This window comes from Nocardioides sp. LMS-CY (genome assembly GCF_018732145.1).
In the GTDB taxonomy this organism is placed as follows: Bacteria; Actinomycetota; Actinomycetes; order Propionibacteriales; family Nocardioidaceae; genus Nocardioides; species Nocardioides soli.
The window spans coordinates 4,870,089-4,893,992 of record NZ_CP076104.1; the positions used below are offsets into that span (position 1 = coordinate 4,870,089).

The 23,904-nt window shown below is 67.9% G+C and carries 24 protein-coding genes; 7 read left to right on the forward strand and 17 right to left on the reverse strand.

All coding sequences use genetic code 11. The features are described 5' to 3' along the window. Positions 1-69: 69 nt before the first annotated feature. Complete coding sequence (locus KM427_RS23045; protein WP_215525446.1) at positions 70-2,856, reverse strand: Ig-like domain-containing protein; 2,787 nt, start codon at positions 2,854-2,856, stop codon at positions 70-72. A 512-nt stretch (positions 2,857-3,368) separates the two neighbouring features. After that, on the reverse strand, positions 3,369-4,442 hold the full coding sequence (locus KM427_RS23050) for a serine/threonine-protein kinase (protein ID WP_215525447.1): 1,074 nt from the start codon (positions 4,440-4,442) through the stop codon (positions 3,369-3,371). 23 nt (positions 4,443-4,465) lie between these two features. Between KM427_RS23050 and KM427_RS23055 the strand changes: the two genes are divergently transcribed. Further along, on the forward strand, positions 4,466-4,936 hold the full coding sequence (locus KM427_RS23055; protein WP_215525448.1) for a hypothetical protein: 471 nt from the start codon (positions 4,466-4,468) through the stop codon (positions 4,934-4,936). 82 nt (positions 4,937-5,018) lie between these two features. Here the strand turns inward: KM427_RS23055 and KM427_RS23060 are convergent, their stop codons facing one another. Beyond that, positions 5,019-5,537: a helix-turn-helix domain-containing protein gene (locus tag KM427_RS23060; RefSeq protein ID WP_215525449.1), complete on the reverse strand. Its 519-nt coding sequence runs from the start codon at positions 5,535-5,537 to the stop codon at positions 5,019-5,021. A gap of 82 nt (positions 5,538-5,619) precedes the next feature. Between KM427_RS23060 and KM427_RS23065 the strand changes: the two genes are divergently transcribed. Both KM427_RS23065 and KM427_RS23070 read left to right on the forward strand, forming a co-directional pair. After that, positions 5,620-6,051, forward strand: a complete 432-nt coding sequence (locus KM427_RS23065) for a phosphotransferase family protein (RefSeq protein ID WP_215525450.1) — start codon at positions 5,620-5,622, stop codon at positions 6,049-6,051. A 324-nt stretch (positions 6,052-6,375) separates the two neighbouring features. Beyond that, positions 6,376-6,876 carry a hypothetical protein gene (locus KM427_RS23070; RefSeq protein WP_215525451.1) on the forward strand — a complete coding sequence of 167 codons (501 nt, stop codon included), beginning with the start codon at positions 6,376-6,378 and terminating at the stop codon, positions 6,874-6,876. A gap of 45 nt (positions 6,877-6,921) precedes the next feature. Here KM427_RS23070 and KM427_RS23075 read toward each other — a convergent pair whose 3' ends face one another. From KM427_RS23075 to KM427_RS23115, 9 genes are all read right to left on the reverse strand, one after another. Continuing rightward, positions 6,922-8,628 carry an ATP-dependent nuclease gene (locus KM427_RS23075; RefSeq protein ID WP_215525452.1) on the reverse strand — a complete coding sequence of 569 codons (1,707 nt, stop codon included), beginning with the start codon at positions 8,626-8,628 and terminating at the stop codon, positions 6,922-6,924. 111 nt (positions 8,629-8,739) lie between these two features. After that, positions 8,740-9,378 (reverse strand): 7-cyano-7-deazaguanine synthase, encoded by a 639-nt coding sequence (locus tag KM427_RS23080; protein WP_252274787.1) that lies wholly within the window; start codon positions 9,376-9,378, stop codon positions 8,740-8,742. Continuing rightward, positions 9,333-10,574, reverse strand: a complete 1,242-nt coding sequence (locus tag KM427_RS23085; protein ID WP_215525453.1) for a PfkB family carbohydrate kinase — start codon at positions 10,572-10,574, stop codon at positions 9,333-9,335. Before KM427_RS23085 ends, KM427_RS23080 begins: the two co-directional genes overlap by 46 nt. Further along, positions 10,555-10,794: a hypothetical protein gene (locus KM427_RS23090; protein ID WP_215525454.1), complete on the reverse strand. Its 240-nt coding sequence runs from the start codon at positions 10,792-10,794 to the stop codon at positions 10,555-10,557. Before KM427_RS23090 ends, KM427_RS23085 begins: the two co-directional genes overlap by 20 nt. Positions 10,795-11,018: 224 nt before the next feature. After that, positions 11,019-11,309, reverse strand: coding sequence for a hypothetical protein (locus tag KM427_RS23095; RefSeq protein WP_215525455.1), 291 nt, complete (start codon positions 11,307-11,309; stop codon positions 11,019-11,021). 526 nt (positions 11,310-11,835) lie between these two features. Continuing rightward, positions 11,836-12,102: a helix-turn-helix domain-containing protein gene (locus KM427_RS25875; protein WP_215525456.1), complete on the reverse strand. Its 267-nt coding sequence runs from the start codon at positions 12,100-12,102 to the stop codon at positions 11,836-11,838. 1,138 nt (positions 12,103-13,240) lie between these two features. Next, positions 13,241-13,747: an HAD domain-containing protein gene (locus tag KM427_RS23105; protein WP_252275446.1), complete on the reverse strand. Its 507-nt coding sequence runs from the start codon at positions 13,745-13,747 to the stop codon at positions 13,241-13,243. Positions 13,748-13,762: 15 nt separating this feature from the next. Continuing rightward, positions 13,763-14,131 carry a hypothetical protein gene (locus KM427_RS23110; RefSeq protein ID WP_215525458.1) on the reverse strand — a complete coding sequence of 123 codons (369 nt, stop codon included), beginning with the start codon at positions 14,129-14,131 and terminating at the stop codon, positions 13,763-13,765. Beyond that, positions 14,128-14,904, reverse strand: a complete 777-nt coding sequence (locus KM427_RS23115; RefSeq protein ID WP_215525459.1) for a hypothetical protein — start codon at positions 14,902-14,904, stop codon at positions 14,128-14,130. The genes KM427_RS23110 and KM427_RS23115 overlap by 4 nt, the downstream gene beginning before the upstream one ends. A 172-nt stretch (positions 14,905-15,076) precedes the next feature. On the opposite strand from KM427_RS23115, the gene KM427_RS23120 reads away from it, so the two are divergent. Continuing rightward, the gene (locus KM427_RS23120) at positions 15,077-15,508 is read left to right on the forward strand and encodes a very short patch repair endonuclease (protein ID WP_215525460.1); all 432 of its coding nucleotides are present in this window, start codon (positions 15,077-15,079) and stop codon (positions 15,506-15,508) included. Between the two features lie 25 nt (positions 15,509-15,533). Here KM427_RS23120 and KM427_RS23125 read toward each other — a convergent pair whose 3' ends face one another. Together KM427_RS23125 and KM427_RS25650 are read right to left on the reverse strand one after the other, a co-directional pair. After that, the gene (locus tag KM427_RS23125) at positions 15,534-16,073 is read right to left on the reverse strand and encodes a hypothetical protein (protein WP_215525461.1); all 540 of its coding nucleotides are present in this window, start codon (positions 16,071-16,073) and stop codon (positions 15,534-15,536) included. Positions 16,074-16,176: 103 nt separating this feature from the next. After that, positions 16,177-16,479, reverse strand: coding sequence for a hypothetical protein (locus KM427_RS25650; protein WP_252274791.1), 303 nt, complete (start codon positions 16,477-16,479; stop codon positions 16,177-16,179). On the opposite strand from KM427_RS25650, the gene KM427_RS23130 reads away from it, so the two are divergent. Further along, a complete protein-coding gene (locus tag KM427_RS23130; RefSeq protein WP_353846990.1) occupies positions 16,363-17,328 on the forward strand; it encodes a hypothetical protein in 966 nt (321 codons plus the stop codon). The two genes, KM427_RS25650 and KM427_RS23130, sit on opposite strands and share 117 nt — an antisense overlap. 4 nt (positions 17,329-17,332) lie before the next feature. Here KM427_RS23130 and KM427_RS23135 read toward each other — a convergent pair whose 3' ends face one another. The 3 genes from KM427_RS23135 to KM427_RS23145 form a co-directional block, all read right to left on the reverse strand. Continuing rightward, on the reverse strand, positions 17,333-18,391 hold the full coding sequence (locus tag KM427_RS23135) for a DNA cytosine methyltransferase (protein ID WP_215525463.1): 1,059 nt from the start codon (positions 18,389-18,391) through the stop codon (positions 17,333-17,335). Positions 18,392-18,475: 84 nt separating this feature from the next. Beyond that, a complete protein-coding gene (locus KM427_RS23140) occupies positions 18,476-19,951 on the reverse strand; it encodes a hypothetical protein (protein ID WP_215525464.1) in 1,476 nt (491 codons plus the stop codon). Positions 19,952-19,953: 2 nt separating this feature from the next. Then, positions 19,954-20,886, reverse strand: a complete 933-nt coding sequence (locus KM427_RS23145) for a site-specific integrase (protein ID WP_215525465.1) — start codon at positions 20,884-20,886, stop codon at positions 19,954-19,956. On the opposite strand from KM427_RS23145, the gene KM427_RS23150 reads away from it, so the two are divergent. Both KM427_RS23150 and KM427_RS23155 read left to right on the forward strand, forming a co-directional pair. Beyond that, a complete protein-coding gene (locus KM427_RS23150) occupies positions 20,876-22,690 on the forward strand; it encodes a hypothetical protein (RefSeq protein WP_215525466.1) in 1,815 nt (604 codons plus the stop codon). The two genes, KM427_RS23145 and KM427_RS23150, sit on opposite strands and share 11 nt — an antisense overlap. A gap of 120 nt (positions 22,691-22,810) precedes the next feature. Further along, positions 22,811-23,869, forward strand: coding sequence for a hypothetical protein (locus tag KM427_RS23155; RefSeq protein WP_215525467.1), 1,059 nt, complete (start codon positions 22,811-22,813; stop codon positions 23,867-23,869). Positions 23,870-23,904: the final 35 nt, after the last annotated feature.

Below are 23,904 nucleotides of genomic sequence, written 5' to 3' on the forward strand. Positions count from 1 at the left end.
ATGCGGGTTCCGGCTGACCGGCTCAGCCTCGGCGGGTCGGACCCGCCGCTCCGCGAGCGTGTTCGCCCCTCACCCCGGCGGGGGTGGCGTCGGGGTGAGGACGTAGCAGACGGTGACCGAGTGCAGCGCCGGCGTCACCGCGTCGTCGGTGGTCGAGAGGTAGGCCCGGTACTGCAGGTATCGCATCCCGTCGAACTGGTCCAGGCTGGCACCGCTGGTCGTGAAGTACGTGTCGGCGGTGCCATCGGGGCCGACGAAGGTGAAGGGACCGGTGCTCGAGTTGCTCGCCGCGACCTGGAACCTCACCGTGGTGCCGGCGGGTGCGTCGGCGTCGAAGGTCAGCGCCGACCACTCCGCCCGCTGGCCGGCGGCCGGGGCGGCGTCCTTCACCGAGGACGTGAACGTCCCCGAGGTCTGGAAACCGGTGCCCGTCAGGATGTGCACCTGGAAGCCGGCGTCCGTGCTGACACCTCCGGTCAGCGGGATGGACCAGACCGTGCCACTCGTGGCTCCGGCCACCCGCGTGCCGCCCGCGTACACGTCAGCGCCCGCGGTCGACGAACCCGAGCGCGTGAGGGCGTAGGTCCCCGGCGACGGGTTGGCGGTCGGGCGGACGACGAACGCGTACTGCGTACCCGCCGTGACCGAGTACGGCGTCGCGAAGGTAGCGGTGTATCTGACGTCCGCGCCCGAGGAGAAGCCCGTGATCGTGCCGGTGGCGAGGTCACTGCCGGTCGGCAGCCCGCCGCTGGTGGCGCGGATCGAGACCGTCAGGTCGGGCGTCGTGCCCGTGCACCCGCTGCAGAACATGTGGACGTCCAGCCGGGTCAGCGCACCGCTCAGGCTCGGGGTGAACGTCTGGCCGGCCCACGTCGTGGTGGTGACGCCGACGCCCGACGTGCCGACCGTCCCGTTGGACTGATCGACCACGGGGGCGCTCGCGCCCAGCTGCAGACTGCCGGGGACGGTCGAGGCGTCGCAGCCGGCGGCCGTGCCCGCCTCGAAGTCGGCCTTCGCATCGTCGGTGAAGCATCCGGCCGGGAAGACCGAGATCGACACCGTCTTGATGCTCGACGTCTTGACCGCGTCGCAGCCGGGCGCGCCCGTCGTGCAGTCGTCCGGGTCACCGCGGTCGGTGACCGAGTAGGTGAAGCTGTCGGAGCCGGTGTAGCCGGCGGTCGGCGTGTAGGTCCGCGTGGCGCCGCTGCCACCCAGGGTGCCGTGTGACGGGTTGGTGACGATCGTGTAGGTGAGGTCCGCGGCGCTGGTCTCCACGTCGGACACCAGCGTGTCGAGAGGCACCGACAGGTCGGTGTCCTGTGGCCCGCCCACCTCGCCGTCCGTGGCGACCGGCGCGTCGTTGACGGGGGTGACGGTGATGGTGACGGTTGCGGCCGTCGAGCTGGTCGTGCCGTCGTCGACGGTGTAGGTGAAGCTGTCGCTGCCGTGGTAGTCGGCGTCGGGGGTGTAGCCGACGGTGGCGGTGCACTGGCTCGGCGTGCTCGCGTCGCAGTCGGAAGCGGGGGCGAGGGTGGTGAGCGAGCCATGGGTGGGCTCAGTGACTGCGAAGGTGAGTGGGTCGCCGTCGACGTCGCTGCCCGAGAGGTCGATGGACGTGTCGCCGTCCTCGGCCACGGTCCCGGTGTCGCCGACCGCCTGGGGTGCGTCGTTGACGGGGGTGATGGTGATGGTGACGGTTGCGGCCGTCGAGCTGGTCGTGCCGTCGTCGACGGTGTAGGTGAAGCTGTCGCTGCCGTGGTAGTCGGCGTCGGGGGTGTAGCCGACGGTGGCGGTGCAGTGGCTCGGCGTGCTCGTGTCGCAGTCGGGCGCGGGGGTGAGCGTGGTGAGCGAGCCGTGGGCGGGCTGGGTGACCTCGAACGTGAGTGGGTCGCCGTCGACGTCGCTGCCCGAGAGGTCGATGGACCGGTTGCCGTCCTCCGGCACGCCGGCGACGTTCTTCGCGTCGGCCGCCGGGGCGTTGTTGGGGGCCGGGTCGACCGTCACGTCGACCGTCGCGGGAGCCGAGTCGACCGCTCCGTCGTTGACCCGGTAGGTGAAGCTGTCGGACCCACTGAAGCTCACGGCCGGCGTGTAGACGACCGTCGCGGTGCAGGTGCTCGGCGTCGTCCCGCTGCAGGTGGCGGCCGGGGCGGTCGTGTCGACCGAGCCGTGTACCGGCTGGACGACGTGGAAGGTCAGGCTGTCGCCGTCTGCGTCGCTTCCCGACAGCGTCAGCGTCGTGGAGTCGCCGAATGCCACGCCGCCCAGCGTCTTCGCGTCGGCGGTCGGTGCGACGTTGACGTGGCTCGGGGGGACCGGCGTCTCGGGCGCGGGCGGGTGCCGGCGAACCTGCTCGCAGGTCGGAGACACGACGTCGCGGGCATCGGCCAGCGCGACGTCGTTCCTGCCACCGTCGCACTGCAGGCGGTCGGAGAAGCCGGCGCCGTCGCGGCCGTCGAGGCGGTCGTCGCCGCTGCCGCCGTAGAGCCGGTCGTTGCCCCGGCGGCCGTTGAGCCGGTCGTCGCCCTTGCCTCCGTAGAGCCGGTCGTCGCCCTTGCCGCCGTAGAGCCGGTCGTCGCCGCTGCCGCCGTAGAGCCGGTCGTCGCCCCTGCCGCCGTAGATGATGTCGTTCCCGCCACCACCGTGAACGACGTCGTCGCCGCCGCGCGCACAGATGACGTCATCGCCGGGCGTACCGACGATCCGGTCGGGACCCTTGGTGCCGACGATGGTGCACCGCACTCCGGCGGGGGCCCCGGAACCGCTCACGGCGACCGCCTGGACCGCCGGCACGAAGGCCACCAGCGCAGCGATCCCGCACAGCATCGACCGGACCACCAGCGTAGAACGCGTCACGTCTTCCCCACCTGATCATGGCGCGGCAGAAGGCGCCCAAACGCTTGGACGGGTCGACGCTATCCCTCGGCGCTGTGTTCTGTACCTCGATCGTCCGGTTTGGCCGTGCGATGAAGCCCACGCCGCGCGAATCGCGACGCGGGCGCCGCGCTCGGACCGGTGCACCTGCATCGTCCGGTCCGGGCGGTCAGTCTCTGGCCTGTCGGTCAACGGGGCCGGATCGCTTGCCGAACCGGGCACGTGGCGGACAGGTCACGGCATGGAATACTCGCGGCACTGGGTCAGGAACGACGCCGGGGCCACCCCCATCGATCTCCTGAACCCCGGGCCCCTGGGGGTTCCAACTTTCAATCGTGACCAGCGATAACACAGCGTTGTCGTTCGTCTGCGCTGGTCAGAGCCGGTACGAGGGTGAGTCATCGTCGGAACGGGGCTCGGGCTGTTCGGGAACGCCCCCGTCTGTGGCATCGGCCTCCCTCACCGGCTCCTAGGGGTATCGGCTGGTGACGGCGTTAGCCCAATGCCCGCATCACGCGCCGGACGACGCCCGGCCACGTTGCCTGCGTAGCGGTGGCGCATCCCCTGGAGATCCTGTTACCACTGGTGGCGTGCACTGCCGTAAGCACTCGCTGCGCGGCTCTGGCCCCTTGGGTCATGCACAGCAGGTACGCGCCACCGTGCCCGGAGGCGGTCCCGCGCCAGCAGGCCAGGTGGCCGAGACTGGAGCCGTGCTCATCGGTGCGTCGCCACCGGCGGCCGTTCACGGGGCGGCCCAGGTCGGCGCTCAACTGATGAGGCGTCGATGGGCGGTCGGTCGGAGTCATGGACAGCGCCCGGTCGACGACCCGCGCGATGGGATCGGGGACATGCGGCGCGACGTCCCGCAGGCGACGCGCGGGGACCGTACTGACGCGGGAAAGCACCTCTGCCTGGGTGGCGAGACCTGTGAGGTCGTGCGGTGGCTGTCCGGCGAGCATCCAGTAGGCGGTCGCCGCCAGGGAGTACACGTCGCTCGCCACTGTCGCGCGAGCAAGGGGTCCCCATGAGGCCGCAACCTCGGGGGCCATGGTCTCGAAGGTGCCGCCGTAGACGGGCGCACTCCCCGTGCCGGGATCGATGAGCCCAGCGAAGCCGAAGTCACCGACGCGGCAGTCGTTGTTCGCGGTCAGGAACAGGTTGCCGGGCTTGATGTCGTTGTGCACCAGACCCAGGTCGTGTGCCCGGCTGATGCCTTGGCACGCCTGTCGGATCCATCGGATCGCCTGGAGGGTGTCGAGGCCGACGGGCTCTGCCGTGATTCGGTCATCAACCGTGCCTTGGTGGGCGATCTCGGTGACAACGATCGGGTGGCCTGCCTGGGCGAACGCGTTCCTGATGGGGAGGATGTGGTTGTCGCTGAGCCGACGCAGGATCTGCGCTTCTGCCCAACCACCGAGCGGCGTGAGTGTCGCGGGGTTGATGATCTTGAGGGCAACTTCGTCACCCTCGTGGTGATCGCGGACGCGGTACACCTCACCGCCACCGCCGGAGCCAAGAGCGTCGAGGATCTCGTAGCGGTTGTCGATGAGGGAGCCGACCGGCAGCACAGAGGCAGGGTACGGTCTTTGCCGTGCGAGTGATCGGTTTGGCGGTGGCGATGCAGGGCGAGTCGAAGGCCACCGCGTACGGGGTCGTCGTCGACAACAGCAGTGGAACCCCGGTTGTCGCGGACAGATTCGAGATCACCAACGACGAGGCTGACCTCGCTACCCGGCTCTTCGACATGGCAGAGAACATCCGCACGAAGGTTGACTCATTGAAGCCGGACGCGGTCGCGGTCCGCCGAGCGGACTTTCCGCCGACCGGCAGCCGGAAGGAGGCTCCCAAGGTCCGACTGCTGGCCGAGGGTGCGTTGGTGAGCGCGGCCCGTAGTAAGTGCGTCGCGACGTACATGGGCACCGGCCGCGAGTTGGGCACTTGGTGCGGCTCGGACAAGGACACGGTCGAGGGAGAGGCTAGGGGCCTCCTGACATCTGCCGGACTCCCCCAGAAGTTCGTCGGCGCTGCTTGCGCTGCTCTGGGCGGTCTCGCGCGTCCGTAGTGGCCCGCCCGGCGGGGGTCGCGCCCCGCCGACGCAAGGCCGTCTCACTGAGACCGCCAAGCACCGGCTCCGATGTCCTGTCTCAGTCGCCGAGGTCCTGGGCATTGCCGGGGATTGTGAAGGACCCGACGACCTCGTCCAGCAGGGTGATCGCACGCTTGCGCTTGATGTCTGCGTCGTCGAACGACTCCATCGCTTCGCGCAGGTGCCGGACCCCTTGGGCCCGCGCGTCATCCGCCTCCTGCAACGCCGCCATGGCCGCTCGCTGAAGGTGAAGGGCCTCGCGGAGCGCAACAACCTCGACGCTCGCCGCGTCGGAGTTGCGGGCGTCGACGGCTTCACGCAAGGCCCTGACTTCGGCAAGCAGAACCTGGTAGTCGCCACCGGATTCAGGCTGGCGACGGGTGCGGCGACTGAACCCGCCGTGCTCCGTGAGATAGGCGTCCACATCGGCGGGGTTAATTGCGAGGAAAGTTCTCTTTCCTCGTTTGGTTGCGGTGGCGGCAAGCAATCCGTCGGCCACCAACACGCGCACCGTGGGAGCGCTGCAACCGAGTGCACGTGCCGCCTGCGGCACGGTCATGTCGGTGGCGGGTGGCATGCTCCGATAGTACGAAAGAAAGTTTCCAACCACCACGGCCAGCCTCCCCAGGAGAGACCAAGCAAAGAAAGATACTTTCCACATGCGCCAGACTCAGCCCCCGCTGCTCACGGCGGTTCTGCACGCACAAGACACCGACAACGACGTGGTCGCCTTTCCTCAGATCGAGAACTACGCCAGGCAGATCAGCGACTGGTCTCGTCAGTTCGAACAGCCAGTTCTCATGGCCGTCGGCGACGCGGCACAGCGTCTTCTCGGTGCCGTCTCGCTGATCCAACGAGCCCACGCTGAGACCCACGTGTGGACCCATGGGCTTCGTGGCCGCAACGTTCTGCTCGTCGGCACAGTGGCAGCCTCACTCATCGAGTTCGAGGTCGCCGCTGCCAACGCTCGCAGCCGTGGCGCGAGCACAGTTCACGCCTGCGCCATCGAAGTTCAGGGCCAGCCCGAGTCGCACCTGCTCGACTCCATGACGCTGCTCAGCCGCTCCACATCGGTCCGTCGTTCCGCTTAAGCACAGCCGACTGGGCTCTGCGTAACCGCCTGCCCTTGGGGAACGTCCGCCTCCAGGCACCTGCGGTTCACCCGTTCAGCGAACCGCTGCCGTAGCGTGGCAGAATGGTCGAACTCTCGGACTACACCCGGACCGGCGACCTGGACGCGCAGTGGAGTGGTGACAAAGAAGCACGAACGACGCCAGCAGGATGCCGAGCGAATCCGCGAGGCCGTCACGTGCACGACACCACCTTTGAGTTGGACCGAGTACACCGCCGGTGCACCCTGCCCTGGATGCGGCCTGCCCTTTCGGGACGCCGAGTACTGGCCGAGCAAGGGGACGATGTACTTCACTGCCGAAGAACGCGTGCGCTACGACGCTGAAGAGGTGCGGTACAAGGAGCGCCACGGCTCATGTGGCTCCCATCGCCATCGCGTATCGGGCTCGCTTACGACCCACTGCGGCAAGTGCTGCCCAAGTCCGCCGCTGTCCCCCGACAAGGCTCGGGAAATCGGGACCCTGCTCCGGTCGATGTCGGAGAACCGGCCGCCGGAGGACCTGATGCGCTGGCGGCTCCGGCTGTTCTGTGGGCATGTGGTTGAGCGAACCGCCCACCGCAGTTACACCGACGCCGGTCGGGCCTTCACAATGTCGACAAACTGCCCCGAGTGCGGGCTCGATCCAGCCACGATCATCGACGCTCAAGCGGTTGGCCTGCTCGCCGAGCCGCACAAGGCCCCTCACCAGCCACCGCCGCGCTCAACATCCCGTCCGACAAGGGCGGCGCTGGAGAAGCGCGTCGCGGACCTGGAAGCGGAACTCGCTGCGCTCAAGCGGACGTGAGCGGAGAAGGACCGAGGGGAAACCTAGTCGGGCCCCAGCGTGAGGTTAGGAGGCTTTCGCCTCCTCGCCAAGACGCTCGGTCAGCGTTTCGACGACGCCCGACCAGCGAGCCATGTTCTTTGCGTTCGCGTTCCGGTCGACCCACGACGGGAAGAGGCTCTTGCCTGTCGGGGTGAAGTCGTACCGGAACTCGCCCTGGATCTTCTGCTTCGACTTCAGCACGAGTTCTTCGTCGTGCTCGTCAACGAAGCGCTGCATGAAGGCGGGGAAGAACAGCCATTCGCTCTCAGCATCCTGGAGTCCCCCTAGGAACCTCGAGTACTCCAGCACGTCGCCCTTAGGCATTCCGAATCGCTTCGTGAGCAGGTCTCGAGCCTTGCGTCCGTTCTCGTCCGAATCCAGCAAGCACCACACCGGCTGAGATGCCTCCGCGCGGAGGAGCACCGCCTGCGCGGCCAGATTGTCGGTGCCGCCAGTCGCGAGGACATGTATGCGCGCCATGTCGTCGGCGAAGCCGAAGACCCTTGCCGCCGTAGCGAGAAAGTCCGCATCGGTGGTGCCCTCCACGAGGAGAATCGCCTCCGCCGTCGCAGGAATCGCTGCGTACCGATCCAAGAGTTCGGGAACCGTCGAATCACGGAACAGCCCACTGATCGCAGTCGCCTGCGATTCGCTCCCGGCGGCAGTTGCCTCGACGCGCGAGACGCCGTCCCCGTCCTTCGCGATAGCCACGACCTGCGCTTTCGCGGCACGAGACAGGATGAACGGAGAGTGCGTGGTGACGAGCAGACTCACGTCGTTGCGCTCCGCAAGGGCCTCCAAGTCATCCCGCAGGCTTTCTTGTGCCCCTGGATGCAGAAACGCTTCTGGCTCCTCGATCGCAAAGATCAGCGACTGCTTGCTCGCGTCGGCGAGGTAACGCAGCAGCGCGATCAGGACAGCCCCAGTGACGCCCATACCCTTGGCGTGTAGCGGCGTGTCCACCGAGTCCCGGATGCGGATCTCCACGTTCGACAGCGTCTCGTCGATCTCGGACACAGTGGGCAAGAGGCCGACACTGCACACCTCCGGGAACAGGCGAGTCGTGATCCCGAGCAGACGGTCCCTCAGGGGCGTGAGCAGATCCTCCTGCAGTCCACTGATGTACTTTCCCCGCGCTTCGGTAGCCGCAGCGAACTCCGGCTTCAAGTGCTCCTTCAGAACGCCGTGGAGGATGTCCCGGAACTTCCCGTTCAGCACGCTGGTCAGCGACTCGCCGGTGTCGATCGTCGCAAATCGCACAACCTTGCGAAGTTGCCTGATCGCCTTCGCGTTGAGCGCGGCATCGCCGCGTCTGTCACCGACACCACGCGCTGCGAGGTACTCCTGCCGCGAGGTGCCAGTGTCTTGATTGCCTCGATACGTCACGACGAACCGAATCTGTCCGTCCTGGGCGTATGTCGCCTTGTTCTCGCCCACTACGGAACGCTCGTACTCCTCTGCGTACTTGAGGAGCGTCCTCTCGGACGAGGTCACTCCATCGCAGTGGAACGTGAGCGTCGTCCTCGGGAATGCAAACTTCCTCTGACCGGGCACGTCGCTGGCGGTATCGAACGGGTAGTCCGGGTCGAGCGCCATTCCCACAGCCCGAAGGAAGTTCGACTTTCCGCAGTTATTCGGTCCCACCAGCGCGTTCATGCCCTCTGCAACTGGCAACTCCAACTTCTCAGGAAACGACCGGAAGTTCTGGATGGCGACCCGCGAGAGTTTCATAGCGCCCTGATCATCGCGTACGGAACAGCGGTCCGTGTGCCGAATGGGACGGTCCGGACAGCCAAGGGCGGCGGAGCGCGTTGATCGGCGCTGCGGCACTGCGCATGCCCGCTATTGCAGGCGACCTGCCCGCAACAGCACCTCGGCGCGCTTTGTGCATCCCGCGCAGCGGCTACAGGGGACGTCACCCAGATGGCAGGAGTGCGTCCACCCGAGAGTGCTGTCGTCGACGGCGGACACGTCGATGAGTTCGGGCGTGCTGAGGCTGATGGCGGGAGCCGCAACGGCCAGGCTTCCTTCCTGCACCTGCAGTAGGGCCGTCATGGCGTCGTAGAACTCTTGGCGCCCGTCTGCGTGTCGGTCGCCGTCCCCGGCGACAGTCCCGATGAGCACCTCGATATGCCCGTGTGCGACCGCCCAAGCGGCTGCCAAGGTGATCAGAAGTTGATTGCGGTAGGGCCACCAGAGCACGGCGTCGTCGTCAGATGCTGGCCCCGGCGACGGGATGGCAGCACTGGCGGCAGCCGCATCCACAGTGATGTGAGTGAACGATAGTTCCAAGTGCGCCGCGATCGCGGCTGCAGAGCGCTGCTCGGCGGCGGCGGCCTTCTGTCCATAGTTGATGCTCAGGCAGTGTTCGGGCCGTTGCCAGGCGGCGATGCATGCCGAGTCCACGCCTCCGGAGAGCAGCAGAACCCGACTCATCACGACCGACCGGTTCGGCTGGATGCTCGTCGAATCGCGGCCCACGCGGCGAGATGGACGGCCGAGGTGAGATCCGAACTGAGTTCGGCGCCCGTTCCGCGCAGCATGGTCAGGTCGTGGACGTCTGGCTGGGCGGTGAACCCGACGACCGGGATGTCGGCATGGGTCGCCCACCCCGCTTCGAACACGGTCCCCGGATCGGCGCCATCGAGCAGCGCCAAGACGGCGTCGCAGGAGCCGAGGCCCTCCAGGTCCTGTGGGGCGACCTCGTCGGACCCGGCGCCGACGTCATGTAGGGGCGAGAAGACGTTCAGTCCTGCGTCGAAGAGGGCGGTGCGCACGGTTTCCAAGAGAAGCCGCTCGGCCGTGGTGAAGAACGGGGCCGCAAGGTAGATCCTCGGGGTCGCACCGAGGGGGTAGTCCAACGGCGCTGGGAGCGAGTCGAGCAGGTCCTGGGGGACCTGCGGAACGTCGGTGAGCGAGTGCGCAGCGGCCGTCCGGGCGCCGAACTGTGCGGCTGCGAGCGGGTTGCCGGGATCCTCGAACCAGGCGTGCGCGAACCCGGCAGTGAAGGCATCACCCGAGCCCAGCGTCCTCGTGACCTTGGTGGGTATCGGGCCGTACACCTCCACGACGGAACCGTGGAAGACCATGCCCCCGAGCGCGCCCTGCTTGATGACCACCACGGCGGCTCCGCTCCTGAGGAGGTAGGAGCCTGCCTCGTCTGGCGGGAGCCCGGTGAGGCGCGTCGCCTCGTGGCCGTTGAGCACGACGGCGACTGCCTCTGCAACGCTGGTGGCGTTGAGCATCTCGGAGAGATCGCCGTGCTGAGGGTCGATCACGAGCCGGTCGGCGGTGACCTTCCAGTCGGCATCCACCATTCCGAAAGCGACGACTGCCGAGCCAGTCACGTCGAGCGTCGCCAGGTCGCCGCCGTAGTGCCATTGCGCTGTCGAGACCGGTGTCTCGTAACAGAACGTCACCGGTGCCGCCCTGGTCACCGACCTGGTGACAATGCCGAGGTCGTGCGACATCGCTGCGGCTTCACCGGCGGAGGCGTCGTCGATGCACGTGATGAACGAGCAAGTGCTGCCGAGGCTGGCGAGAACTGCCGCTGCGCGCAGGCCCGAGCCCCGCAGCGAATCGATCGTCGGCTCTAGACAGGTCTCGCGGTAGGTGCCGCCGACGACGACAACCTCAGCCGCGCGCTGAAGGGGCGCCTCAGAAGGCTGGCCGGACAAGGACCCGAACCGGCGAGACGACCGACCTGACCTCGGCGACGAACTGGACGCCCTGGCTCAGGCATCCCATCAGTTCCTCCCAGCGGTTCGCGATGCCCCCCAACACCTCCCCGTTCGGCCGCGTCATCACCGCGATTCGGGACGGGTTCTGCAACAGAACCACGTCGCACACGTCCCCGAACCTGACGTTCGAGAGAACGGCTGGGTCCGGTGAACTCACGGCGGTCTCGTATATCAACTGAGAGCAGTCGGTTCCGCCGGACCCGGACGTCGACCCCCCGCCGAGTCCTCCACCGCTGCCGTTTCCGCCACCGGTGCTGCCTGGTCGGCGTGAACCTCCACCGCCGCCACCACCACTACCGCTCATACCAACCCTCCCGTGTGTCGCAGGTGCGCTCTACCTTGGGTGACAACAACTACACGACCTCACCGACACGGATGTGGCTACTGATCCAAGTCGGTCAACCGCTCGACGCCGAACAACAGGCGCGCGGTAGTACCGAGGCGCGCCAGGGTCGACCAGATGCACAGGTCCATGTCGGCGGTGGGGACTCCTCCGACGCTCGCCCAGGCGCAGAACGCCTCCTCGAACCGGAGGTAGTCGCGAGGCAGGACCCACGTCGGATCGAAGACCCCGGCAACAACGCCCGCGCGTCTGACATGGACGTCGATGATGGCGATGTCATCGCTGCGCGTGATGTTGCGGACGACCCAGGAGGCCGTCTTTGGCCCCACACCCTGGAGGTGGTCAAGAAGGATCGCAGGTCACGCGGCACCAGATCAGAAGGGTCGTCCTGCGTCTGCGCGAGGGCAGTGACGGCTGAGGCGACCCGAGCGGCACGCTGGGCGGGGAACCGGTAACGGACCGGTCGGGCATAGCCCTCGACCCTCATCGGGGCGCGTAGGACTTGCTCGATGTCCGCTGCCGAAGGCGGACTGGACGTCTCCAACAGCCCTGCGTCACGGACCGCGCAGAAGGCGCTGGTGCACATCGCCTCATTGACGCCGTAGCCACCCAGCAGGCACAGGGCTACTTCCTCCACGAGGTTTCGTCCCACCCGCAGCGAGGATGGAGACGGGCTGCATCTGGTCTCTTCGACCCAGAACGCAGCCGAGCCCAGCCACGAGTGATCACGCCACTCGATGGTGCGACACCACGACTCGCCTTCGAGCGTGACGAGCCCCGTTGGTGGCGAAGCGCCAGCGTCGACCGACGACCCGGCCGGGACGACCTGCCGGATCGGGACGGCGTACAACGTACTCACGCCTCGTCCCCCGCCTCGCCCGTCCGCCGAGCAGCGGTCGCCAACTCGTCCAATCCGACCCGCAAGGCGCCAGCGATGTCCGCTACGAGGAAGAACCCTGGCGTGGGCACCCGGCCTTGTTCTACGCGCCTCCACGTATCCAGGTTGACGCCGCTCGACGATGCCAGCGCCGACGCCGGTCGCTCGCCGCGTCGGCGGCGGATCTCTGCACCAAGTGCTCTGCCGAGTTCCTTCTCCTCATCAGACAGAGTCGTTCGTGGCATGTGCGGATAATAATACGCGGATAGTTATCCTTCAAGCAGGTGTTGGAGCGCGGTCGGCGGCCGTTGCTCGTCCGCACCCCGTTCCCGTGATCCGGAACCGCCGCCGGTGGCCCCGACGTAACACTCGGCAAGGCGGAGTCGGCAAAGATCTATGGGTGAGCGTCACGCAAGCGAGCACTGCACTGGTCGAACTCGTTGGTGGACCGTGGGCCGGGTCGTTGAACTACTACGACACGGGGATGCGGCCGCATGGTCGCAACGGTGCAGGTCGACGACTACGTCTACGTTCTCGGCCAGGACGACTTTGTGGTCGCCCGCTACGACTTGGCAGGTTGGCTCGGCGAGGTCGATCGTTGGATCCTCCGGTCATCGACTGCTTCGACGCAGATGGGGCGTGGGAGATGCTTCGTCACGTCCAAGCGGATTGCATGACCTGGCAGTGCGGTGCGTGCGACGCGTGGATCTTCACGACTGACCGTCCCAGGGTCGGACTCCTGCGATGCTCGACCTGTGGTCGAGGTGGCGTCGACTTCCGCCATGCTGACCGACACGTGGGTGGAGGCGACGACACGGTCACGTAGTCACGATGGTGACCTTTCGCTCGAGCATCGCCGCCAGTTGGATGCAGGAGCTCGGAGCGCAGTCAGGCAGGCAAGTTGCTCGGCACTGGGACGGGTGTCCGGCTCGGCCTCGAAGGTCTGGGCTTCCTCGGGAGTCACCCCTGCTTCGATGTATGCACGCAGCCGTGCGTGCGGGATCGTGGGGCGAGTCGCCCAGGCCAGCGCGACGTCCATCACGTGTGGGTACCAGAGCCACTGCGGGTTGGTCCCTCCGACGGCGTCGAGGATTGCGAGCAGTGCGAAGACGTCGCGGCCAGTCTCTGCGAGCCGGAGAGCGTCGCCTGGTGATAGGTCGTGGGTGAGGTAGACGACGTAACCGGCTGGCGTCCAGCCCTCTTCGCGCGGATGGGCGAGGGCCAGGACCATCGGGATTGTGGCCTCAGCGACGTGCGGTAGTTGCTTGGTGAGCGGCTCAGCCTCGTGTGGTGCGTAGCCAATGGCGGTCAGCACGTCGACCGGCCAAGGGACCCGGATCCGGCGTCGCTGTCCTGAGGACGACGACTCTCCGGCGCTTGAACTCATCGGATGGAGTCGCCTTCGACGTCGACCCATGCCTGGATCTGGGTGATGTGCTTGTCGGTGAGCCCGGAGGCCGGGTGCGGGGCAATCCAGAGGAGGCGCTTCTTGTCGAGGCCGCGCAGGCCGCCGAGGGAGATGTCGTCGTCGGTCCAGACCACCCGGCGTTCCGGGTGCTTGCGCATCCACGTCTGGACGGCGTCGGCCTTCCACCAGCGGTCCCGTCCAGCCTTGTGCCGCCGGACGCTCGGGAACGGCCCCAGGCCGACTTTGGTCCACGCGTCGATCTCTTCGGTGTCCCAGGTTGTGAGCCAGACGACCTCGACCAGCCCGCTGTCGTGGAGGCGCTGGATGGACTTGATGAGTCTGGAGCGATACGGGACGGCGAGGTCCGAGTCGGCCGGGCCGCCGTAGAGTCTCGGCCCGCGCCAGGGCTTCGTCAGGCCGTACGGTGAGATGGTGCCGTCGATGTCCAGGAACCACCGCACCGGCTGACGCTCGTCGGCCATCACGAATCCACGTCGTCAGGCAGTGCCCGACGAGCCCCCTGGCCAGTCGCCCGGCCCGAGAGGGCCGCTGGCCTGCCCGAGGACGGTGACGGTCACGTAGGAGTCGTCGAGCCACGTGTCGAGGCAGTGCGTGCAGAGTGCGAGCACGTCGACACAGCCGCACTCGTATGTCACTCGGGTCCACCAGCGCGCGGCCTCGGGGCAGGCGTCGTCACTGTTGTCGTCGCGGTGTCGCACGAGCCGCTTCCAGGCGCGTCGCTCGGTCGTGTGGTCGTTGGGGCACTCGCAGAGACGCTCATCGGCTGGATCGGCTTCGGGCTCGTCGCCGAGATTGGGCGCGGCCGTCGTCTCGGGCTCAGCGCGAGGTGGCGCGAGTGTGCTCATTCCGGGTTCCGGCCGTCCACGTCGTCGTCGGGGGAAGGGTCCGCGTCGCGAGGCTGGTCGAGCGGCTCGGCGACGTCGAGGTCGCCGACGGTCGGAGCCACCTCGTCGCTGTCCGTCGGCGAGTCATCGGACCGCACAGCGCCAGGGTCCCCATCGGCCTCGTCTGGCTGCGCCTCGTCGTCCACGACGTCCTCGTCGTTGACGTCCACCGGGATCGAGACTCGCCCTCGAGCGTCGCGGTAGGTCCGCGCCAGGAAGGCGGCGCCGCGCTCGCCCTCGTACGCGCGGGCGACCGCTTCCCACGTGCCACGTTCTACCCCGCTGAGTGCCGTCTGGTGCAGCAACACCATCGCCCGGATCGAGTAGAGCGGCTCCCGCCGCTCGTCGCGGCTCGCCCAGAACTCAACGAGGGACGCGACCACACCTCGGTCGTGGCCCGTCTTCGCGAGTCGGCGACGGTCACCAGCGCGAATGGCCCAGGTCTGATCACGATCGGCGTCGAACGACGAGAACACGACACGGCTGCTGGCCCAGTGGAACCAACTCCGCGTCTCCCAGGTGACCGCATCGCTGCTCTCAGCCTCCTTCTGCTTGGCGAGGAATCCACGGGCGTCTAACTGCGACGCCTCTCGGGTGACGGCCGCACCACCGTCGAAGTGAATCGTCAGCACGCCGTGGACGTACGCCGAGAGCGGGTGGGCGACATCGTCCGCGTGGACCTCGGGCTCGTCGTCTGGGCTTGCCTCGGCTTCAGCGGTCGGATTGGCGGTCATGGGGTGCCTCCTGGCGTCAGATGGGCGTCGCGATCGCACGCTAGGGGCTCGCCGAGCCGGGTCCCAGGGGTTCCGTTGACCCAGGACGGCAGCCGGACACGCGCAAGGGATATGGCGGTGCGTGGTTAATCGGAGATCGGCTACCACGAGCAACCGGTGGCAGGCTTGAAGCATGGCGGGGACCTACGAGCCTTGGGCATCGACGCCCGCATCGCGCGCCGTGATGCAGGGGAACCGGTCCAGGGACACGAAGCCCGAGATGGCGGTGAGGCGCGCCTCGCACGCGCAGGGGCTCCGCTACCGCGTCGACGTGCGTCCCCTGCCCGGCCTGAATCGGCGTGCTGACCTGGTGTTCACCCGCGCGAAGGTGGCCGTCTTCATCGACGGCTGCTACTGGCACGGCTGCCCCGAGCACGGCACAGCCGCGCGCTCGAACGCGGGGTATTGGTCGACCAAGATCGCTCGGAACAAGGACCGTGACGCAGAGACCGATCGGCTCCTGGATGATGCCGGATGGACCGTCGTACGGGCCTGGGAGCACGAGAGCGCGGATGCGGTCGTCCGCAGGATTCGCTCAGCGCTGGATGACTCAGCCTCGACGTGACGGGCCACGCAGTGACCTTGGGTTCCTAGTATCCGATGAGGGCGATCCCCTCGAACGGGAACCGAAGGCGCTGGCTCGCGTAGACGGCCATCAGCAGGTCGCTGGTGTTGCGGTAGGCGAACTCGATCCCGGTCCGCTGCCCAGCGCTGAAGCGGTACTCGATCGGCAGGACGAGCACGAGGAACTGCGCATCGACGATCAGGCTGGAGCGGACCAGATCGCGGTAGTCGGCGTTCGACCGGGCACCTCGTCCAGCCTCGACCTCCACGACGATCCCGTGCTCGTCGTGGGCGGCGTCAACCTCGTAGGTCAGCGCCGGGATGCCGTTCTCCCCGAACAGGACGGGACGTCGGATCTTCCCGACTCGCTCACGCCCTGTCTCGACCGTGTAGCCGAGCGAGGCGAGCGCAGGCGCGATGGTCGCGAGGACCTCGTTGCTCGTCGGCCTGTTCCCTTCGAGGGTGGAGATGTCGTCCCGGTAGGTGGCGAGTGCATCGACGAGTCGATGGAGCCAGTCAGGTGGCTGCTCGTTCGTCGGGTAATAGCGCCAGTGCGGGAACGACACGCGTACACGATGTCAAGCAAAGGCGGGCGTCGCAGGCGAATGTAGGCAAGACTCCGCTGTCGTGGAGATCGCGGGACGCTCGTACGCGCGGACCTACCGGCAATCAGGCAAGCGGGACATCGTCGAGTTCCTCGCCGACGCGGTACACCAGTCGGGTGGTCGGCTCCTCCACGCGAGCGGGCACAACCGTGCACCGGTGTTCCTTGGAGTCGAGACATCCGAGGGCGAGCGGATCGGGATCATGGTCTACCCGTTCCGGTGCAATCCTGCCCCGATCAAGGGGCGACCGATCGATGAGCACCGCTTCCAGATCCGGTACGGCGCCGAGGAGTCGTGGGTCGCTGAGGAGCACCCCATCGGGCGCGACATCGCGATGGTCGACGTGACGATCATGGTCGGCGTCCACCTCCAGTCCGAGTTGTTCGTCGGCGTCGACCCCGCGCTCTACGACCCGCTCCCCATGGGCATCTCCGTGGAGTTCAAGGACGACCACGTCGACGCCGCACTCGACGACACCTGGATCACCTGGGAGCGCGACGCCCGTCCGGGCGTCCGGCGCGCCACCCCACGCGCCAGCGACGGGCTGGAGACCTTGGTTGCCTTCACCCCAGACCGCTTCTTGGACTACGTCCGGTTCGAACGGGAGGCGACCGACCTCGCCCTCGACCCGCCGCTGCGCTACCGCGCGGCCGTCGCCGCCCAAGCGGCACCGGTCGCCACCTCGTCCGGGACCCGGCATGCGCTGGAGAGCGAGTTCGACCTGGACCACGCCACCTTGCTGAGCATCATCGAGCAGCGAGGGCGCCTGAAGGTGGCCGTCAAGGGAGGCGTGGCAGAGCATCACCTGGAGACGGCCCTTCGGAACGACCCGCAGGTGGCGCACGTGGTGCAGGTCGACCAGGACGGCCCGCCCGATTTCGAGGTCACGCTGCTCGACGGCACCGTCTTGCGCGTGGAGTGCAAGAACGCCAGCCCGAATGTCTACGCCCGAGCCACCGGGCCGGACGACGCCGTCGGGGACCCGAAGGTCGAGGTCCAGAAGACGCGGGCGCAGAAGAACGACCCGTCAGGACGCCTGTACGCGCCGGAACAGTTTGATGTGCTGGCGGCGTGCCTCTTCGCCACTACGGGTCGATGGGAGTTCCGGTTCCGCCGGTCGGCCGGCCTGACCCCGGACGAGACCTACCCGCACAAGATCGCCGCGATGCAGCGCGTCAACCGGCTCTGGTCCGACGGCGTGACGACGGCGCAGTAGCGCCTCAGAGGACCTTGGCGACCTGCTCCAGCACCTGCCGAGCCAGCGGCGGCGGCACGCAGTTGCCCAACTGCGCCTGGACGGAAGCGCGGCTGCCGACGAACTCGTAGTCGTCGGGGAAGCCGAACAGTCGGCGCATCTCGGCCACGCGAAGGCGACGGTTCTCCCAGTGGAAGGGACCGACGTAGGGACCGGGCTGCGCCTGGATGGTCGGCGACGGCCGAGTGGGGTCGAGTTTCAGCAGGAAGGACCAGTAGCGGCTCCGCCACTCGAAGAGAGGCTCCGGGTGGCCCCGCTTCTCGGTGTAGTGCAGGTAGTTGTCGCCGGGCGGGATTTCGGGGAGCAGGTGTCCGAAGCGACCGCCGACGACCTCGCCTTCCTCGGGCACGGTGCGCAGGTCGGTGAGGGCTTCGCCGACGGTGACGTGCGGCAGGCCGTCCTTGTGGCCGGTCGCTCGGCGCTCCCACTTGCCGGTGTGGGTCGGCGCCGGGAGTTCGGGAACGATGCTCCCCTTCTCGACCCCGACGATGATCAATCGCGGACGGGCCTGCGGGACGCCGTAGTCGGCGGCGTTCAGAACCTGCCAGTTGCAGTCGTATCCGGCCTCGTCGATCTCCCGGAGGAGGCGCTCGAACGCGGGCCGCGACTGCTTGTTGTTGTAGGTCAGGGCGTAGACGTTCTCCAGCAGGAAGGCTCGCGGACGGGCCTCCCGCAGCACGCGGGTGTACTCCTGCAGGAGGCTGGCGGCGGGGTCGAGCCCGGCGCGCTTCCAGTCCAGCCAGAAGCCTGACTTCGAGAACGGCGTGCACGGCGGCCCGCCGATGAGCAGCGCCGGTCGGTCTCCCTCACGGAAACCGCCCCGCTCAAGGATCTCGTCGGTCGAGACCGTCGTGATGTCGTCCCGGATGACGCTCGTCGACTCGCTGTGGAAGTTCTTCTCCAACGTGTCCGAGGCGTCGGCGTTGATCTCTACGGCCGACGCGATGGTGAACCCTGACTGGGCAGCGCCCAGGTCCAAGCCGCCCGCTCCCGCGAAGAGCGAGATGGTGTCACCGGAAGTCATGGTCAAACAGTCTCACGAGGGTCCGACATTCTCTGGCATCGTCGACGAGCGAGCCTCTGCGCGGCGCTGGTGCCGATTCCCTCCTCATCGCCGTTGCCGCAGGTAGCGGACGTTATCGGGGGCCTGGGCCGCTCGCCACGCGGCCTCGGCCAGGGCATTCGAGTACCAGGCGAACGCGTAGTAGTCGATCAGACCGCGTCGCCACCCGCGAGACATGGCGCGGTCGGCGATCAGGGTGCGCTTGAAGACGCTGTGCACCGACTCGGCGTCGGACCGAAGCCCGCGCAACCGCAAGGTGTCGGCGTCGCCGTCGGGGAAGACGCGCAGTGCTTCGGGCCTGGGGTCGCCGGGGTTCTTGGCGTGCGGGCTGAGCCAGGTCTCGAAGGTGCCGCGTGGGCAGTCGATGCGGTAGCCGACGTTGAAGTAGTACCGGCCGTCGGAGCGTCGGGCGCGCTTGACCGCCGTGCGTTGGGGCGTGGACCGGACGACGGGGTCTCCGGTGTCGTCGAGGTCGATCTCGACGACGGCGCCGTTAATGGCCGCCAGCGTGTGGTGGCAATGGCCCGTCGTGGGCTCGTGGGTGACGACGCCGAGCGGGATGCTGGGGACGCGTCGACCGTCGGGGCCTTTGACGATGGCGGCGGTGACGAGGTCGTCGTCGGTGTAGGTCGGCTGCTTGGCGATGACCTGGTAGCCGAACTTGGTCATTACCTCGTCGATGTGGCCGCCTCGGAAGGCGCCGTCGTATATCACGACCTCGATGCCGTTTCCGGCGACGCGGTGGATGTCGCGCAGGAGTTGGATGGCTGTTCCGGCCTCGCCGCCGGGGTGGTCGACGTACCCGAGGTGGAGCATGACCCTCTGGTAGGTGCCGGTTCCCCTGGTGTGCCAGCCGACGTAGCCGTGGCCGAGGGCCGGTCCAGCGTGACCCTGATGCAGCGCGACGTCGGGGTCGTAGCGGCGGCCGGGGCGGTCAACGAGTTCCCCGGTGTGCGGGTCGACGAACTTCACGACCGTCTCGCCGTTCTCGCCCTCGACGAAGACCTTCTTCGGCGGCGCGTAGATGGGCCGCACGATGGTGCCGTCGCCGTAGACGGCCCGCAGATGCGAGGGATGGGTGAGGCTGCCCGGACCGCGCGGGTCGAGCATGCCGATGCGGCGGGCCAGGTCGACAGCGCGGGGCAGGTGCAGCCGCTGGACCGTGGCGATGCCCTCGTCGGTCGCCAAGTGGTCATCACGCAGACGCCGCCAGTGGTGCCAGGCTGGTGGGTTCCTGCCTGGTGGCGGGAGGTCGAGCCCTTCACGACGAAGCGTTGCGCGCGACTCGTAGACGACGAAGTCCCACAGGTCCCCATGGAGGAAGTCGGTCTCGACCCGGATTCCGGAGCGCAGCACGCGGGCCAGGGCGGCGTAGATGAGCAGCAGGTAGGCGGGGTGCTGTGGGCGACGGCCGACGCCGTGGGCGGGCTGGAGTTCGGCACCTATCTCGTAGAGGGCACGGTGTCGCAGCACCGCACGGATGCGGTCGACCGAGCCGGCGTATCGGACGGATGGCGCCATGGTCACCGCCATTCGAGGGCGAGGTCCTCAGCGGCAGCGTCGAGTGTGCGCGACCCGAGGCGGCGGGCGACCCGCTCCAGCGGCATGCCCGCGTCGTAGAGCCGCCTGCCTGCCCAGTTGCGGACGCTGGCGGGCCGGACATCTTGCTCACCGGAGAGCCCGGCGGCGTCGAGGACGGCACCGATGGCGTTGCACACCGCCGCCTGTGCGACGTGCTGGCCCGGCTTGCCGCGACCCCGGTAGGTGAGCAGCGTCGTCACCGGGAGACCCTGCTCGCGGAACAGGGCGACCTGGCGGGCGACCACGGCAGCACCCCAGTCAGTCAGTTCCCCGACGCGGGCGTCGACCCGGCGGGTGCCGGGAAGTTCCACGAAGCGTGGCGCGTCGAGCGAGTCCAGGTCGCACAGCCGGATGGCGGAGACCTCGCTCGTGACCGCCGTGGCCTCGGCGAGTGCCCAGCAGACCGCCCGCTGCAGGGACGTGCCGCCCGCAGCCCCGAGACGGGCGGCGGCACGGCACAGCACGACTTCGGCCTCGGCCAGTGGCCGTGCGGCACGACTGGTCCTCGCCGGGAGTTCCAGGTCGAGGGTCGGGTCGCCGACCTCGTACCCGAGTTCGCGCCAGGTCCGGAACAGCATCCGAACCGCGACACGGCGCGCGTGGCGAGTGGTCAACTCCGGCGGTGTGCCGTGTCTGGTGATGGCGTCGATGAAGCCCAGGCAGTCGTTCGTGGTGATGTCTTCCGCCCGGCGCACGCCGGACACAACCAGTCGCTTCGCGAAGCGCCGGACCGTCTCGGTGGTGCGCAGCAGGGTCTGCTCGGAGAACTCGCCGCCGGTCTCCCATGCACTCAGGGCAACCTCGACCTGGTCAGCGAGAGTCGGCCCCGACTCAGGTGCTCCTGCAGGCGTCGCGGCGGCGTTTGTGCTGGTCACGGAGATGGACGCTAGACGTCGAGGTGGACAGGACGTCCGGTCTCTGGGCCGTGGGAACGCGGCTCGACGAAACCGGGAACGCGGTCTCTCGACGAGCGACCGGTTGTGTCGGAATCACGCCGATACCCGGCGCATGACCTACAACGCCAAGACCCGTCCGTTCGCCGACCTCAACGACGAGGACCGCCTCACCGCGATCTTCACCTTCAAGCCCATCGCCTCCGTCCAGCACGAGGGCCTGCTCCACGAGGTCCCCGCCGGGGCGTCGTACACCTACCCGCCGCTGATGCAGTTCCTCATCCTCATGGCGTCCCGCGTCTTCGCCAGTCAGAATGCAGCGCTCCACGCTCTCCAGGGCCGGGGAGTCTGGGACCGTTGCTGCGACCAGTACCGCGCCTTGGTGAAGAAGGACGTCAACATCCCGTTCAAGCCGCCCAGCGGTCCGGTCCAGGACAAGTACGTGCGCCGTCTCGCCCAGTACGACGGCGTCGTCGTGCTCCCGGAGGGCAAGGAACATGGCGAGGTCCTCATCGACTGGACCGACCTGAACGACCCACTCGCCCGCCTCTCCGAGCAGTTCACCAGCGTCTCCATCGGACAGGCGTTCCGCCAGGGACAGTTCCCCAAGGACGCGGGCCTGCCCGACTTCGCCAACCCCGACCGGCGCTGCTCGGTGTTCGGTGACGGCACCTGGGTGCAGCCGTACAGCAAGGTCGCCCCGCATTGGGACCCCAACGCCAAGACCTGGGTGTACTCCGCAAGCCGCGCCGCGAAGGGAAAGGCGCGCGTCCAGGACGTCTGCCTGCGCTACGGCGAGGTCGACGAGAAGAGCGTCGTCGGCATCAACAACGTCTTCATCGGCACTTGGACCGACGCGGGTCGAGTCATCGTTGCCGTGCGCCAGACCATCCAGGGGGAGAGCATCACGGCGACCGCGATGGTCGAAGACCTCATCAAGCGCCTCGGGCACCGGCTGCACACCGTCGTGTGGGACAAGGCCCTCTCCGGCAAGGACCTGCACCGCATCGCCGCCCTCTACAACGTCCTGGTCGTCACCAAGCCGGTCGCTCGAGCCAACGGGACGAAGAACAGGACCTCCGACGGCCACACCGCGCGTGAGATCACCTCGGAGGCTGCGCTCGAAGCGCACGCGCAGAGTCGTCGGCTACCGCTCGGCACCACCGTGCAGTGGGTCAGCGGGGAACGCAGCATGACTCGCTCGAAGTTTCACCGCTTCAAGCCGCTCCCCGAGACGGTCAAGGCGTGCTGCCGTGTCCACGACCTGTGGGTCGATGGCGGCGTGCTCTGGGACACCTACACCGACCCTGCCGACGGCGCCATCTACAAGCGCGAGCCTGCACGCGCCGTCCGCGCCATCCCCCGACGAGCCGAGACCCTTCTCGGCGACGCCGCCCCAGTGTGGGAGGTCCCGACCACCTGGGAACTGCCGTGCGCCGACGCCGAGCACGGCGCCCACCGTTTCGAGTCTGTCTGGGAGCCCATCGCCATCGCCAATGGGCGACCGGCGAGCGGCCCGCAGCGTGCCATGCACGACCTCCGTCCCCTGGGTGTGGAGGACCGGCGCTTCTGGGACATCTTCGGCACCCGCAACAACGCCGAGAGCGTCAACGCCTGGTACAAGGCGACGCTCAAGCACAAGCAGCACGCGATGCGGCAGCGCTCCCGTGAGCAGTACGTCGATCAAGTCGCCGCTGCTTTCACGATGAACGCCATCACCTGGTGGACCTTCGGTCGCCAGGCCGCCCTGAAGGGGCTGCCGACCTCGGACGGCGTCGTCGGCTGACGGCTGTGGCGAGCGCTCTCGTATCGGAGCATTTGTCGCCTCGGAGGTGCCGATACCGGACGTGTCAGTTCAGACCCGTCCGGTATCGCAAGCCCGGACACAACCGTTCAGGAGCATCCCATGACAACCGCCGCCTCCACCCGCACCACCACCGCCAAGAAGGCCCGTCAGCAGCGCGTCCCGGTCACGAACGCGGTCGTCATCGCGCTCACCCAGGCCGCCGACGAGGCCGTCGCCTGGTGGGACGAGTACGACACGCTGGATGACCTCGACCTCGGCAACGACCTCGAAGACGTCCTCGCCTCGGCACGTCGCCGTGGGCTAGAGACCGTGGAGGACCTTCGCCGTGAAGCAGGCAAGGTCATCACCGACGTCACCGGCATCGCAAGTATCACCACCTTCACCACCGCCAGCGGTGCGAACGCTCTGCACCGGGCGAAGAACACCATCGCCGCCATCGTCTTCGCCGCCCAGGTCCGCCACGGCGACGACCCCCAGAGTCCCTACGACCTCGTCGAGACGCTTCCTACCGTCGCGCCCCGGCACGGCAGCAAGCGCCGCCCCCTCCACGACGACGAGGTTCTGCTCACCCGCTCGTCCGCCGTGCACTCCCTACACAGGGGCGGCCGCTACCTGCTCGTCGCCAACCAGTACGCACTTGCCGAGTCCGGCGCCTACCCCATGGAGACGACCTCGATTGAGCCCGTCGACTTCGACTCGGTCATCGCACCGACAACCGTGCTTCTGCCCGGCGTCAACACATGGTCCACCCAACGTCGTGCGCGCCTCACGCGCTTCGCCGCCCGCCTGCTCGCCGAATGCCTCGACCGACACCTCGCTGCCGGAGGCAGCGCCGCGACGTGGCGCCTCTGCTACCGAGGCGAAGGCGGAAAGGGCGCTGCCAGCGCGTCCTCCAGCAACAACCTCAAGAACCTGACCATCCGCATCGGCATCACCCAGCCTGCTCTCGAAGGCTCCGCCGCCACCCGCTGGCGCATCCGCAAGGAACTCAAGGACCGGGGCGACATCGCAGCGCTCCGGCTCATGGGCAAGGTCAAGAACAAGAAGAACGGCCCCTACTACGACATCAGCAAGGTGTACGACTTCCTCAACCTGCCGCCCGAGTCTTCGCCTGCTCTCGGTGAAGACGACTACGACGACGACTTCACCGATTTCTGAGGCGGAAGCAGCGGCGGCCTGGCGACCGTCCTGCC

Bases quoted from the DNA above. Each gene is read 5' to 3' on its own strand.
- KM427_RS23120 (WP_215525460.1), top strand. From the start codon at position 15,077: ATGGCGGGGACCTACGAGCCTTGGGCATCGACGCCCGCATCGCGCGCC.
- KM427_RS23110 (WP_215525458.1), bottom strand. From the start codon at position 14,131: ATGAGCACACTCGCGCCACCTCGCGCTGAGCCCGAGACGACGGCCGCG.
- KM427_RS23065 (WP_215525450.1), top strand. From the start codon at position 5,620: ATGCGCCAGACTCAGCCCCCGCTGCTCACGGCGGTTCTGCACGCACAA.
- KM427_RS23105 (WP_252275446.1), bottom strand. From the start codon at position 13,747: ATGGCCGACGAGCGTCAGCCGGTGCGGTGGTTCCTGGACATCGACGGC.
- KM427_RS23140 (WP_215525464.1), bottom strand. From the start codon at position 19,951: ATGGCGCCATCCGTCCGATACGCCGGCTCGGTCGACCGCATCCGTGCG.
- KM427_RS23135 (WP_215525463.1), bottom strand. From the start codon at position 18,391: ATGACTTCCGGTGACACCATCTCGCTCTTCGCGGGAGCGGGCGGCTTG.
- KM427_RS23155 (WP_215525467.1), top strand. From the start codon at position 22,811: ATGACAACCGCCGCCTCCACCCGCACCACCACCGCCAAGAAGGCCCGT.
- KM427_RS23075 (WP_215525452.1), bottom strand. From the start codon at position 8,628: ATGAAACTCTCGCGGGTCGCCATCCAGAACTTCCGGTCGTTTCCTGAG.
- KM427_RS25875 (WP_215525456.1), bottom strand. From the start codon at position 12,102: ATGCCACGAACGACTCTGTCTGATGAGGAGAAGGAACTCGGCAGAGCA.
- KM427_RS23115 (WP_215525459.1), bottom strand. From the start codon at position 14,904: ATGACCGCCAATCCGACCGCTGAAGCCGAGGCAAGCCCAGACGACGAG.
- KM427_RS23070 (WP_215525451.1), top strand. From the start codon at position 6,376: ATGTACTTCACTGCCGAAGAACGCGTGCGCTACGACGCTGAAGAGGTG.
- KM427_RS23060 (WP_215525449.1), bottom strand. From the start codon at position 5,537: ATGCCACCCGCCACCGACATGACCGTGCCGCAGGCGGCACGTGCACTC.